Source organism: Rhodanobacter sp. UC4451_H18 (assembly GCF_052978225.1).
Genome location: NZ_CM129663.1, coordinates 2006018 through 2018574 on the forward strand (window position 1 = coordinate 2006018; position 12557 = coordinate 2018574).

Annotated in this window: 8 protein-coding genes; 5 read left to right on the top strand and 3 right to left on the bottom strand. The window is 67.3% G+C overall.

What is annotated here, in order from left to right; translation table 11 throughout:
• Positions 1-383: 383 nt before the first annotated feature.
• The 3 genes from trxA (at position 384) to ACVCMG_RS09220 (ending at position 4315) form a co-directional block, all read left to right on the top strand.
• A complete protein-coding gene (gene trxA / locus ACVCMG_RS09210) occupies positions 384-710 on the top strand; it encodes a thioredoxin TrxA (RefSeq protein ID WP_008438536.1) in 327 nt (108 codons plus the stop codon).
• A gap of 244 nt (positions 711-954) precedes the next feature.
• On the top strand, positions 955-2685 hold the full coding sequence (gene rho, locus ACVCMG_RS09215) for a transcription termination factor Rho (protein ID WP_447115401.1): 1731 nt from the start codon (positions 955-957) through the stop codon (positions 2683-2685).
• A 262-nt stretch (positions 2686-2947) separates the two neighbouring features.
• Positions 2948-4315: a glutamate--cysteine ligase gene (locus ACVCMG_RS09220; RefSeq protein ID WP_447113930.1), complete on the top strand. Its 1368-nt coding sequence runs from the start codon at positions 2948-2950 to the stop codon at positions 4313-4315.
• Positions 4316-4327: 12 nt separating this feature from the next.
• Here ACVCMG_RS09220 and ACVCMG_RS09225 read toward each other — a convergent pair whose 3' ends face one another.
• A complete protein-coding gene (locus tag ACVCMG_RS09225; protein WP_447113931.1) occupies positions 4328-5320 on the bottom strand; it encodes a cupin-like domain-containing protein in 993 nt (330 codons plus the stop codon).
• Between the two features lie 102 nt (positions 5321-5422).
• Between ACVCMG_RS09225 and ACVCMG_RS09230 the strand changes: the two genes are divergently transcribed.
• The gene (locus tag ACVCMG_RS09230) at positions 5423-6658 is read left to right on the top strand and encodes a multifunctional CCA addition/repair protein (protein WP_447113932.1); all 1236 of its coding nucleotides are present in this window, start codon (positions 5423-5425) and stop codon (positions 6656-6658) included.
• Between the two features lie 59 nt (positions 6659-6717).
• The gene (locus ACVCMG_RS09235) at positions 6718-8943 is read left to right on the top strand and encodes an LTA synthase family protein (RefSeq protein ID WP_447113933.1); all 2226 of its coding nucleotides are present in this window, start codon (positions 6718-6720) and stop codon (positions 8941-8943) included.
• 1 nt (position 8944) lies between these two features.
• Here the strand turns inward: ACVCMG_RS09235 and ACVCMG_RS09240 are convergent, their stop codons facing one another.
• Together ACVCMG_RS09240 and ACVCMG_RS09245 are read right to left on the bottom strand one after the other, a co-directional pair.
• The gene (locus tag ACVCMG_RS09240) at positions 8945-10132 is read right to left on the bottom strand and encodes a class I SAM-dependent methyltransferase (RefSeq protein ID WP_447113934.1); all 1188 of its coding nucleotides are present in this window, start codon (positions 10130-10132) and stop codon (positions 8945-8947) included.
• A 113-nt stretch (positions 10133-10245) separates the two neighbouring features.
• Positions 10246-12423 carry a TonB-dependent receptor gene (locus ACVCMG_RS09245; RefSeq protein WP_447113935.1) on the bottom strand — a complete coding sequence of 726 codons (2178 nt, stop codon included), beginning with the start codon at positions 12421-12423 and terminating at the stop codon, positions 10246-10248.
• Between the last annotated feature and the right edge of the window lie 134 nt (positions 12424-12557).

Here is a 12557-nt window from a genome sequence, read left to right on the forward strand (position 1 = left end):
ATGGGTAACTGGGAACCTTGCCTTGGGGCGGCGTAATGCGCTGCACCCGCTTTGGCGGCCGAAAACCGGCGCGAAACGGTGCAGGACGGGTGCGCGTGGCGCAGTGAAGCGTGCAATCCCGGGGGTCGGCAAGGTCGCGCCGCGGCGTGCGACGCCGGTTTTGACGGCGGCCCGAAAGCGGCCTGCAAGGGCCGCTCTTGAATCGTGCCCGGGGTTGCGCTGGAATGGACGCTGGCCGTGCCGGCCCGCCTCCCTCTCAGCTCAACCCATGCTTCATGGGCGCCCGAGTGTAGCCGATGACGCCACTCCTTGTATTGTGGCGCTGGCCACCCCATTGTTCCCTGCCTGCAGTTTTTGCGTACCCCAAGCCACGGAGATCCCCGGTGAGCGACCTGATTACCCATGTGAACGACGACGCCTTCGAACAGCAGGTGCTCAAATCCGAAACCCCCGTGCTGCTGGATTTCTGGGCCGAATGGTGCGGCCCGTGCAAGGCCATCGCGCCGATGCTGGACGAGCTGGCCCAGCAGTACGAAGGCAAGCTGCGCGTGGTCAAGGTCAACATCGACCAGAACCAGCAGACCCCGCGAGCCTATGGCGTGCGCGGCATCCCGACCCTGATGGTGTTCAAGAACGGCAAGGTCGAGGCGACCCAGATCGGCGCCGTCAGCAAGGGCCAGCTGACCCAGATGATCGACAAGGCCATCTGACTTTCCCGCAAGCCACCCGTCCGTCGCAGCCTGTCCGGCATGGTCCGACAGGCCTGCGCCGCTTTACGCCGCCCCACGACGGGTGCTAGATTGATCTGCGTCCGTCGGGACAGTCCTGTCCCCTTGCGCCTCCGCGCGACGCACACCCTCCCTCCTGCAACTCAACGGCGCCCCGCGAGGATTGCCCGTGTCCGATACCGATAACCAGACTCCGCCCGAAACCCGGGGCGCCGATGCCAGCACCGTGACCGAAGGCAAGCCCGAGCCCCGCGCCCGCGCGCCGCGCCGGGTCGCCGCGAAATCCGCCGCGACCACCGACGACGGCGGCACCAGCGCCAAGGCAGGCGCAGCCGACAAGGCGCCAGCCAGCGAACAGCCCGCGCCCGCCGCACCGGCTCCAACTCCGGCACCCGCCCCGGCCGCCACGGAAGCCGGGACCGCAACGGGCAACAACGCCCCGGCGAACACGGAATCCGCCGCGGCCAACCCCCATGCTAACCAGAACCAGGGCCAGAACCAGAACCAGGGCCAGGGTTCCAACCAGGGCCAGAACGGCCCCCGTGAAGGTCGCGACGGTCGCGGCCGGCGCCGCCGCAACGAGCGCGGCGAGCGCAACAACCAGCAGCGACCGCAGGGCGAGCGCCACCCGCGCCCGAACCCGAACGGCCTGCCGATGGACGACGACAACGCCGATCCGGGCAGCGACACCCGCCTGATCAACCTCACCGAGCTCAAGCGCATGAAGGCGCCGCAGCTGCTGGAGTTCGCCGAATCGCTGGGCCTGCACGAAGGCATTGCCCGCGCGCGCAAGCAGGACGTGATCTTCAACGTGCTCAAGGCGCACGCCCGCTCCGGCGGCGGCATCTGGGCCGAAGGCGTGCTGGAAATCCTGCAGGACGGCTTCGGCTTCATGCGTTCCGCCGACGAGTCCTACCTGGCCGGCCCCGACGACATCTACGTCTCGCCCAGCCAGATCCGCCGCTTCAACCTGCGCACCGGCGACTACATCACCGGCCGCGTGCGGCATCCGAAGGAAGGCGAGCGCTACTTCGCCATGCTGCGGGTGGAGACGATCAACGGCGACCCGCCGGAAGCATCGAAGAACAAGATGCTGTTCGAGAACCTCACCCCGCTGTTCCCGCGCAAGGCGTTCAAGCTGGAGCGCGGCAACGGGTCGAGCGAGGACATCACCGGCCGCATCCTCGACCTGATCGCGCCGATCGGCAAGGGCCAGCGCGGCCTGATCGTGTCGCAGCCCAAGTCCGGCAAGACGATGATGTTGCAGAACGTCGCCCAGGCGATCACCTACAACCATCCCGAAGCGCACGTGATGATCCTGCTGGTCGACGAACGGCCGGAGGAAGTCACCGAGATCGCCCGCACCGTGCGCGCCGAAGTCATCAGCTCCACCTTCGACGAGCCGGCCGTGCGCCACGTGCAGGTCGCCGAGATGGTGATCGAGCGCGCCAAGCGCCTGGTCGAGCACAAGAAGGATGTGGTGATCCTGCTCGACTCGATCACCCGCCTCGCCCGCGCCTACAACACCGTGGTGCCCAGCTCCGGCAAGGTGCTCACCGGCGGCGTGGACGCCAACGCGCTGCAGCGCCCGAAGCGCTTCTTCGGCGCCGCGCGCAACGTCGAGGAAGGCGGCTCGCTGACCATCATCGCCACCGCGCTGATCGAAACCGGCTCCAAGATGGACGAGGTGATCTACGAGGAGTTCAAGGGCACCGGCAACATGGAAGTGCACCTGAGCCGGCGCATCTCCGAGAAGCGCGTCTACCCGGCCATCGACATCAACCGCTCCGGCACCCGCCGCGAGGACCTGCTGATCGACCCGGACCTGCTGGCCAAGATCTGGATCCTGCGCAAGCTGCTGCACCCGATGGACGAGCTGGCCGCGATGGAGTTCATGCTCGACAAGATGAAGAACACCAAGTCCAACGACGAGTTCTTCAACTCGATGAAGCGGTGAAAGAGCCGGGAATCGGGAATGGGGAATAGGGAATAGAAAAGCGTCGCGACGGGGCCGGCTTCATGCCGGCCCTGTTGTTTTCCGGTCCCCGGATTCTTCCACCGGACAAACATGCCGGCCAGGCGACGCTCCTCCGATTCCCTATTCCCCATTCCCGATTCCCGGCTCATCTGTACCGTCGCGTACAATTATTTTCCGTCACCCCCTTTTGTGCCCGCGCCGCAGCCCCAACATGGTGCGCACTCCCAGCGAGGCTTCCCCCGTGTCCATACCCAGCGCCGTCAAGAGCACCCCGATCGCGGGGCGCCAGCAGCTCGCCGATTACCTGGCGGCCGGCGAAAAGCCACGCGAGGCGTGGCGCATCGGCACCGAGCACGAGAAGTTCGGCTTCCGCACCGACGACCTGCGTCCGCCCACCTTCGAGGGCGAGCGCGGCATCAAGGTGTTGCTGGAGACCCTGGCCTCCCGCTATGGCTGGGACGTCGCCCGCGAAGGCGAGAACCCGGTGGCGCTGTCGCGCAACGGTGCCTCCATCACGCTGGAGCCGGCCGGGCAACTGGAATTGTCCGGCGCCATGCTGGAGACCATCCACCAGACCTGCGCCGAGGTGAACTCGCACCTGAAGGACGTGCGCTCGGTCGCCGAGAGCATGGGCGTGGGTTTCCTCGGCATGGGCTTCCAGCCGAAGTGGCGCCGCGACGAGATGCCGTGGATGCCCAAGGGCCGCTACAAGATCATGCGCGAGTACATGCCCAAGGTCGGCTCGCTCGGCCTGGACATGATGACGCGCACCTGCACCGTGCAGGTGAACCTGGACTTCTCGTCCGAAGCGGACATGGTGAAGAAATTCCGCACCAGCCTCGCGCTGCAGCCGATCGCCACCGCGCTGTTCGCCGACTCGCCGTTCACCGAGGGACGTCCAAACGGCTATCTGTCGTATCGCTCGCACATCTGGACCGATACCGATGCGGATCGCACCGGCATGCTCGACTTCGTCTTCGCCGACGGCTTCGGCTACGAGCGCTACGTCGACTACATCCTCGGCGTGCCGATGTACTTCAGCCTGCAGAACGGCCAGTACCTCGACCTGGCGGGGCAGGACTTCAGGAAGTTCATGGCCGGCGAACTGCCCCCGCTGCCGGGCGTGCGCGCCACCATGAAGGACTTCGCCGACCACCTCACCACCGCTTTCCCCGAGGTGCGCCTGAAGCAGTACCTGGAGATGCGCGGCGCCGACGGCGGCCCGTGGAACCGGCTGTGCGCCCTGCCCGCGTTCTGGGTCGGCCTGCTGTACGACCAGCAGGCGCTGGACGCAGCCTGGGACCTGGTCAAGGATTTCAGCACCGCCGAGCGCCACGCCCTGCGCGACGGCGTGCCGAAGCACGCGCTGAAACTGCCGTTCCGTGGCGGCACGGTGCGTGACCTCGCCGAGGAGGCGCTGAAGATCGCCGCCCACGGGCTCAAGCGCCGCGCCTGCCTCAACAAGAACGGTGCCGACGAAAGCATCTTCCTCGAACCGCTGCTCGAGATCGTCGCCACCAACCAGACCCCGGCCGAGCGCAAACTTGAACTGTTCCACGGCGCGTGGGGCGGCAGCGTGGACCCGGTGTTCCGCGAGTTCGCGTACTGAGCGCCGCGGCGTTCACGCCCGTCCGTCGCCCCTGCCCCGGATCAGGCCGCGTCCACGCCGGAACAGACGCAAGCCCGCTGCCTTGCAGCGGTCGAGCGCGCGGGAGCGGCCGACCGGCAGAGGTCGCCAGCCAAGTCGACGCAGTTTCGCATTGAAGACGTGGGCAGCCGTGCGGACGTCCGAACGACGCGTGCGGTAGGTGACGGCCAAGGACACCGACAGGTCCCGTCCGGTGTACACGCGGTGCGGGGCGATGAACGGATGATGCACGCCCATGCCCGGGCCGAGGTCGAACGTGCTCGCTTTGCTCTGGAGCGCATCCCGGAACGGTGGCCGCTCGCCGACGTGAGCGAGCAGCAGATCCTTCTGCGCGTCGGTCATCACCTCCTCGTCGGCGGGATTCCACAGCTGCACGCGCTTGGTACCGCGGATCTGGCACAGGAAGTTCATCTCCCGGTCCATGTGATAGGGCGTGACGGCGTCGCGCGTGGAAATGAAGATGTAGGTCGAATACCAGGTCATTTCCGGATCGAGGGACGCGGTGTCCGCGGCGATTTCGGCCAGCACGCCTTCGATGACCACCCGGTATTCCGGGTCCAGCTCGGGGTTGTAGATGACGACGTAGGCACGCTCTTCTTCGAATCGATCGATCGCGTCTTCGAGACTCAGGCCCGCCTTGTACCGATCGAACGAACTGTCGAAGTGTGCGTCGTCGGGAATCTCGCCGATCCGGTAGCGGATCTTCCGCGAATCCATGCGCCGGCACAGGTCGAACAGGCGAGGCAGCGCGAAGTATTCGTTGCCGGCCAAGGCATGGGCGAACACAAACGGCTGCCGATTGTAGTGCCGTGCCAGTTGCGCGGGATCGAGCTCGAGCATGCGCGGCCCGGCTTGACGACCTCGGGCGAGCAGTTCGGCGTAATGACGGGAGGAAATGAAGCTGCCCAGCATGATGCCCCCCTTGTTGCGGCCATTCATGGCGGCGGCGCGGTCAAGCGCGGACAAGAAGGACTCACGGTCCGTACCATGTCGCCGAGCGCATGTTCCACCCCTCGTCTGCGACGGTCAACGCACGGCGTAACGCTTCCCGCATGGCATCATGCCCGCATGCAAACCTATCTGGTCGGCGGCGCGGTGCGCGACAAGTTGCTGGGGCGGGCGGCGGGTGACCGCGACTACGTGGTGGTCGGCGCGCTGCCCGAGGACCTGCTGGCGCGCGGCTATCGACCGGTGGGCAGGGATTTTCCGGTGTTCCTGCACCCGGAGACGGGCGAGGAGTACGCGCTGGCGCGCACCGAGCGCAAGAGCGGGCGCGGCTATCACGGTTTCGTGTTCCAGGCCGACGCGAACGTGACGCTGGAGCAGGATCTGGCGCGGCGCGACCTGACCATCAACGCGATCGCCGAGGATGCGCAAGGCGTGCTGACCGATCCGTTCGGCGGCGTGCGCGACATCGCCGTACGGGTGCTGCGGCATGTGTCGCCGGCCTTCGCCGAAGATCCGGTGCGCGTGTTGCGCACGGCACGCTTCGCGGCGCGCTTCGCCCCGCTGGGTTTCACGGTGGCGCCGGAGACGATGACGCTGATGCAGCAGATGGTGCGCGATGGCGAGATCGATCACCTGGTGCCGGAGCGGGTCTGGGCGGAGACGCGCAAGGCACTGGGCGAGGCGCAGCCCGCGGCGTTCCTGCGCGTGCTGCGCGAGTGCGGCGCGCTGGCGGTGCTGTTTCCCGAGGTCGACGCGCTGTACGGCGTGCCGCAGCGCGCCGAGTTCCACCCGGAGATCGACAGCGGCGTTCACCTGGAACTGGTGCTGGACCAGTCGGCACAACTGGCGCCGGGCGACGACCTGGTCGCCTTCTGCGCGCTGACCCATGACCTCGGCAAGGCGCTGACCCCGGCGCACGAACTGCCGCGCCACATCGGCCACGAGCAGCACGGCGTGAAGCCGCTGCGCGCGCTGGCCGCACGACTGAAGGTACCCACCGAACATGCCGCGCTGGCCGAGCTGGTTTGCCGCGAGCACCTGAATGCCCACCGGGCGTTCGAGCTGAAGCCCGCGACGGTGTTGAAGTTGTTGACCGCGCTCGACGCCCTGCGGCGCCCGGCACGGCTTGACAAGTTCCTGGCTGCCTGCATGGCGGACAAGCGCGGTCGCACGGGACATGCGCTGGACGCGTATCCGCAGGCCGACTACCTGCGCGCCTGCCGCGATGCCGCCGCGGCGATCGACGCGGCCGGCTTCGTCGCCGCCGGCCTGACCGGCCCGGCGATCGGCCAGGCGATGGCGGCGGCACGCATCGACGCGATCGCCGCGGTGAAGACAAAGCATCCGAAAAGCTGATCCGCGGTATAAAGAGCGGATTGCCGATCGGGGGATCGGCCAACCCGCTGGAGTCGTCCGTGTCCGACCTGTTCACCGCGCCCTCGCCGCTGCGCCAGCGCTTCCGACCGCTGTGGTGGTTGGGCATCACCTACCTGGCGATCAGCTTCGTCACCCGCGTGGTGCTGCTGGTGATGTCCGGCAGCAACGTGCCGCATACCCCGCTGAACCTGCTTTACGCGTTCGGCGTGGGGCTGGGCTACGACCTGGTGACCTTCATCTACCTGGCCTGGCCGATGGTGCTGCTGCTGTGGCTGGTGCCGACCCGCTCGGGCCGCACGCCGCCGCTGCTGCGCTGGCTGTTGTACGCGGTGGGGGTGACGCTGGCCGGCGTGCTGTGCGTCGGCGCCTTGCACCTGATCTACCACGCCAGCCTCAAGGTGACCTGGCCGGCGATCCTGCCGTTCCTGTTCGTGCTGCCGCTGGCGGGGTTCACCTACACCTCGCGCGCCGGCCAGTGGGTGGTGTACGGCTTCGGGCTGCTGCTGGTCTACGCCCTGTTGTTCATCGCTGCATCCGAACTGGTGTTCTGGAACGAATTCAGCGTGCGCTTCAACTTCATCGCGGTGGATTATCTGGTCTACACCACCGAGGTGATCGGCAACATCCGGGAGTCCTACCCGATCTGGCGCTGGCTGGCGCTGCTGGTGGTGCTGGCGCTGGTGATCTTCTTCATCGGCCGCCGCGGCCTGCGCGCGCGCGACAGCGGCAGCCGGCTGTGGCAGCGCGGCAAGCTGGTGCTGCTGTGGCTGGTGCTGACGGTGGTCTCGGTGTTCGCCGTCAACGGCGGCATGAAGGATCGCACTGGAAACACCTATGTCGACGAGCTGGCCGGCAACGGCATCTACCAGTTCTTCGCCGCGTTCCGCTCCTCGCACCTGGACTACGCCAAGTTCTACCGCACCCTGCCCGACGACCAGGCCTATGCGCGACTTCGCGAACTGCTGCAGACGCCGGACGCCACCTTCATCAGCGACGACCCGCGCGACCTCACCCGCGCAATCCGCCACGTCGGCCCGGAGAAGCATCTCAACGTGGTGCTGATCAGCGTGGAGAGCCTGTCCGGCGACTACCTGGCCACGTTCGGCAACCAGCAGCAGCTCACCCCGTATCTCGATTCGCTGGTCGATCACAGCGTGTTCTTCGACAACCTCTACGCCAACGGCACGCGCACGGTGCGCGGGCTGGAGGCACTGGCCTTGTCGGTGCCGCCGACACCGGGCGACTCGCTGATCCGCGAGCACGACAACGAGGACCTGTTCTCGCTGGCGGGCATCTTCAATGACCGCGGCTACCAGTCGGACTTCGTCTACGGCGGTTACGGCCAGTTCGACAACATGAACTACTTCTTCGGCCACAACGGCTATCGCGACGTGGACCGGCGCGACATCCCCAAGGGCGCCACCATCCACGGCCAGAACGTGTGGGGCGTGGCAGACGAGGATCTGTACACCCTGGCGCTGGGCCAGATGGACCAGATCCACGCCGAGGGCAAGCCGTTCTTCCTGCACGTGATGACCACCTCCAACCACCGGCCGTACACCTTCCCCGACAACCGGGTGAAGTTTCCCAACCAATCGCGCGCCGGCGCGGTGGCGTACACCGACTGGGCGATCGGCGACTTCATCAGGCGCGCGCGGGCGAAGCCGTACTTCGACAACACCGTGTTCGTGATCACCGCCGACCACTGCGCCTCCAGCGCGGGCAAGACCAGCCTGCCGATCAACCGCTACCACATCCCGCTGTGGATCTACGCGCCGGCGCACTTCAAGCCCGAACGCGTGCACCGGCTGATGGGCCAGCTGGACATCCCGCCGACGCTGCTGGGCATGCTCAATTTCAGCTATCGCACGCGCTTCTTCGGCCACGACCTGTTCGCGCTGCCGCCGGAACGCGAACACGCCTTCCCCGGCACCTACGAAAAGCTCGGCTACCTGCAAGACGACGTGCTCACCATCCTGGAGCCGCGGCGCCGGCTGGAGCAGCTCAAGCCCGACTACGCCACCGGCGACGCCACGCCGGTGCAGCCACTGCGGCAATCGCTGATCGACGACGCAGTGGCGTATTACCAGGTGGCCAGCGAGCAGTTCGCCAGCGGCGCGATGCGGCGGCGGCCGGAGGATTCGACGAAGGTGGAGCCCTTGCCGGCGCCGGCCGCGTCCGTTCCCGCGCCAGCTGCATCGGCACCGGCACCGGCCACGTCGGCGGCCGTTGCGCCGCCGACCGCCGGACCCGTCGCGGGCTAGCTCACAGCCGGCCGCCCTGGTCGGCGGCCAGCAGCTCGGCCGGCAGCGGCAGCGCCTCCATGCCGCGCGCGAGCAGCATCGCCTGGAAGCGCTCGCCCATCTGTTCGGGCAGCATCAGCTTCTTCACCTGCTGCGCCAGCTGGAGGCGGCCGCGTTCGTCCGCCGGCTGCAGCTGCTCGAACACCTGCTGCAAGCCCGCGCCAATCAGGAATTGCGCCTGCGGCATGTACGCGGCCACGCCGAAACCGGCACTGTTGCCGGCCTCGGCCAGCGCGGTGAAATCCACCGATGCGGTGAGGTCGTTCAAGCCGGGCAGGTACAGCGGATCGTTGTGCGCGTGGTGGCGGTAGTGCGCCATCAAGGTGCCGTCGTCGCGCTCGGCCAGGTAGTACTCGCGGCGCACGTAGCCGTAATCGACGAACAGCATCACGCCGGCGACCAGCGCCCCGGCCACGGCCTGTATCCAGTACGCCAACTGCGGCAGCAGTTCGGAGCGGTAGCCGTCGGCGAACTCGGCGCCGAGGTCGCGTTCGACGTGCCGCACCGCGCCGGCGACCAGCGCATCGGCCGGACGATCGACGCGCATCAATCGCCCCTCGCCGTCCAGCGCCACATATTCCTCGAACACCTCGCCATCGCGCATCGCGAAACGGGTCGCCGGCAGCGCGTCGATCACCTCGTTGGCGAACAGCACGCCGCGCCAATCCTGCTCGGGCGGGCGATCCAGCCATGCCACGCGCGCGTTGAGTTCAGCCGGCAGGTTCGCCTGCAGGCGTTCGCGCTGGCGCTCGCGCAGGTCGGCGCTGGGTTCCAGGATCAGGTATCGCCGCGGCAAGGTGTCGCCCGCTGCCAGCGTCTTCAACGCCGCCTCGGCGAACGCACCGCTGCCGCCACCGAGTTCGAGGAAGTCGGCCTCCCCGCCCAGCATCGCCAGCACCGGCTGCAACGCATTCACCACGCAACGTGCGAACAGCTCGCCCAGTTCCGGCGCCGTGACGAAGTCTCCCGCCGCGCCGAACTTGGTGCGACCGGCGCTGTAATAGCCCAGCCCCGGCGCATACAGGCAACGCTCCATGTACTGCGAGAACGGCATCGGCCCGTGCGAGGCGATCTGCTCGCGCAGCAATTGCATCAGGCGGTCGGAATGAGCGCGTTCGTCGGCGCCGGGTTCGGGGAGGCGGGAAGGCATCGGTCTTGCCGGTGATGAAAACGCGGCAAGCATAACGGATGGTCTGCAACCGCCAGCCCGCCTCCGCTTTTGCCGTTCCGATTCCCTGTTCCCGATTCCCTGTTCCCCGTCCCTCAGAAATCCTTCTGCAGGCTCAGGTACACGCCGCGGCGCGGGCCGAACTGCGGTGCGCCGACACCGATGCCGCTGCCGTCGCGCAGCTCGTAGGTGCGATCCAGCGCGTTGATCAGCGCCAGCTGCACGTGCAACGGGCCGAAGTCGTCGATCACGAAATCATGCGCGACGTTGAGGTTGAGCTGGAAGTATGCCGGCAACGAGGCGCCGTTCGGCACCGCGCCGTCCTTGCGCAGGCCGCTGCCGTACAAGTAGTTGGCGCCGAGGCGGGTGGCGTCATCCAGCGCATAGCTGACGCCGCCGGACGAGGTGAGTTTCTGGTCGTGGTCGAGGAATATCCAATGCTGGTTGACCCAGGCCAGGTCGTCCGGCGCGAAGTTGTACTGGCTGCTGATGATGCGTTTGCCGATGGCCTTGCCGAGCGACGCATTGAAGTATGCCGACAGCGGCCCCTGTTCGTAGTTGGCGGTGAACTCCACGCCCTTCACCCGTCCTTCGGCGTAGTTGAAGGTGGAGTAGACCAGCGCGGAGCCGAACTGGCCCTCGTCCTGCAGGCGCCGCACCTTGCGGTAATACGCATCCACGCCCAGCGTCAAGGCATCGCCGAGGCGTTGCTGGACGCCCACGTCGAAATAGTCCGAACGCTCGGCCAGCGGTGTGTTGTTGCCGCTGTCCGCCACCGCGTTGGTGGTGCCGTCGAACTTCGCGATGTTGAAGCTCGCGATCATCTCGGTCGCCGGCGGGGTGAAGTAGCGCGAGTAGCCGGCGTGCACGGTGGTGCCGTCGCTGGCCTGCCAGACCAGGCCCAGGCGCGGGCTCAGCTGGCTCTCGCTGCGCACCAGTTGGTAGCGGTCGCCGCGCAGGCCGACGTTCAGCGTCCAGTTCTCGGCGAGGCTCCATTCGTCCTGGACGTAGGCCGACCAGGTTTTCGCGACGAGGCGGCTGCCATCGAGGATGTTGATCGGCGTGGTGCCGGCCTGTTCGCCATCGGCATCGGCCGGGAACACCCACGCGTCGTTGCCGCTGACGGCGCGCTCGAAACTGCCCCAGATGCCGTAGCGCAGGGTATGGCGCCCACCCAGCGGCGTGGAGAAATCCGCCTGCAAGGTGCTGGCGCGGTTGCTGCGGGTGACATTGGAGGCGACGCCGTTGAACATCAGCTCGCCGATCCGGTCCGGCGTGTAGGCGAGGCGGCTGTAACGCTGGCCCAGCGACAGCTGGTAGTCGGTCGCGCCCAGCTTGCCCTGCAGTGCCAGCACGCCGAAACGGGTGGTCTCGCGCTGGCGCTGGTCGAGGTCGGCGGAATTGAAATCGACCGTGTCGAGATAGCCGAAGGCCGGTATCTGCCCGGGGTTGTTCGGAATCTGGTAGCGGTTGTTGGCGACGCCGAACAGCAAGCTCAGGCGGGTGTCGTTGTCGATCAGATAGCTGAGGTCGCCGAAGCCCTTCACTTGATTGGTGTGGTCGTGGATCGGCTTCCTGCTCGACGTGGGGTTCTCGATCCCGGCGTCGCTCTCCAGGTAGTTGCCGGTGAAGAACCAGCTCCAGCGATCCTTGCTGCCCCACACCGACGCGTTCGGGTTCAGCGTGGCGTTGCTGCCGCCGGTGATGCCGACGCTGCCGCCGTTGCCCAGGTCGTGGCCGTTGCGGGTGGTGATATCGACCACCGCCGCAGTGCGCAGTCCGTACTGCGCCGGCAGCGCGCCATCGAGCAGCGTCACGGTGTCGATCATGTGCGCGTCGAGGCTCTGGCCGAAGCCGCCGATCGACTCGGGGATGATCACGCCGTTGATACGGTACTGCAGGTTCGCATGGTCGCCGCGCACGTGCAGGCCGCCGTAGGAATCCTGCACCACGCCCGGCGCCTGCAGCAGCACCTGGTTCATCGGCGTGGACGCGCCCAGCGGCAGTTGCACGATGGCCTTGTGGTCGATCACGTACTGGCTGGAGCCGGTATCCGGCGACAGCGCGTTGCGCGCCTGGTCCAGCGCGGCGGAAACCGACACTTCACCCAGTTCCCGCACCGGCAGCGGGGGCTGGCCGCCGCTGCCTTCGGCGGCCACGGTGGCGTCGTCGGTAACCGGCGCGCCGGTGCTGGTCGGGGTGGGCTCGGCGGCGTGGATACCGCTCGCCAGCAGGGCGGCGGCGAGGGCCAGGGCAATCGGGGAGGCTTTCATCGAAGACCGGAGATGGGGAGTTTTTGTAATGTTATAACATTCCTGTATCTGCAGAAGAGGCGCCCGGGCCGAAAGTCACGCCGGTCACAGCACGGTTGGCCCGCGCTTCACGCGCGACCTCTAGACTGCGAAGG

What these genes read in the sequence shown, in the direction of transcription:
- ACVCMG_RS09240 (WP_447113934.1), bottom strand. Translation starts at nt 10,132, where the DNA reads ATGCCTTCCCGCCTCCCCGAACCCGGCGCCGACGAACGCGCTCATTCC.
- ACVCMG_RS09230 (WP_447113932.1), top strand. Translation starts at nt 5,423, where the DNA reads ATGCAAACCTATCTGGTCGGCGGCGCGGTGCGCGACAAGTTGCTGGGG.
- ACVCMG_RS09245 (WP_447113935.1), bottom strand. Translation starts at nt 12,423, where the DNA reads ATGAAAGCCTCCCCGATTGCCCTGGCCCTCGCCGCCGCCCTGCTGGCG.